The sequence below is a fragment of the Bacillus sp. 05T31 genome, from assembly GCF_056396725.1.
Genome location: NZ_JBFTMA010001143.1, coordinates 1 through 818 on the forward strand (window position 1 = coordinate 1; position 818 = coordinate 818).

The following is an 818-nucleotide window of genomic DNA, read 5'->3' on the forward strand; positions in this document are numbered from 1 at the left end:
GTCCAGAAGGAAAAGAAGAAAGATTGCGTTTTTATCTTGCAGGGCCAAATGATGGGATTAATCGTGTCGTCCAGGCATTTCGAAGCCTATATATTCATGCAGAAGTGTATGAACAGAAAATGGATGAAGTACCTTTCCCAACTTGGAGAGCTGTTGGCGGGCGTATGGTTTTGAAGCGTAGACATCTTGAAGCAACTTTATCATTAGCAAGATACACAAAAGATGTATTGCCGACTCTACTTAATGCAACGGAAGAAAAAACGTGGATTGATATTTCTTTTTCTCCAGATAACGGCCATCGTTTGATAAAGGGCATACGGAAAGCAGAAAAAGCAATTAAGAAAAGAAAGAAGCATAGTTCTGGTTTTGGCCTAGATGCTTTTGAGAAAGAAGAGTATAGAGATTTGAACAGACGTTTCGCAGGAAATGAAATGGCCTTTCAAGTCGCTGTATCATTCGCAAGTGAATATTATCCTGGTGTCCCTGTTCTCAAAAATTTGGGGAATATGGTTGCAAGTATTATGGCTGATGTAAATGAGCTTCGCTATCGAAGGTTAAAGCATTCAGTCTTAAAGGTTCCGTGTCCGAGTTATGGAAAAATGACCTGGACGGGGTCAGAACTTGCAAATTTACTTCACCTTCCAAAGATTAAGGGAGATAAAAAGGATAAAGTAGAAAAGAAAATTTTGTATCTCGATAAGGGAGAAGAAATGTTGCCCAAAGATTTGCTTAGTGATGGAATTGGTGTAGGTTATGCCAGACATCCAATGAAAAAAGACCGCCTGGTCAGAATAGCAAAAGAGCAAATGAAAAAAATG

The 818-nt window shown here is 39.1% G+C and carries 1 pseudogene; it reads left to right on the top strand.

Annotation, left to right across the window (positions count from 1 at the left end):
• Positions 1-818: pseudogene (locus AC1DJR_RS31965) on the top strand (ATP-binding protein); the annotation flags it as partial.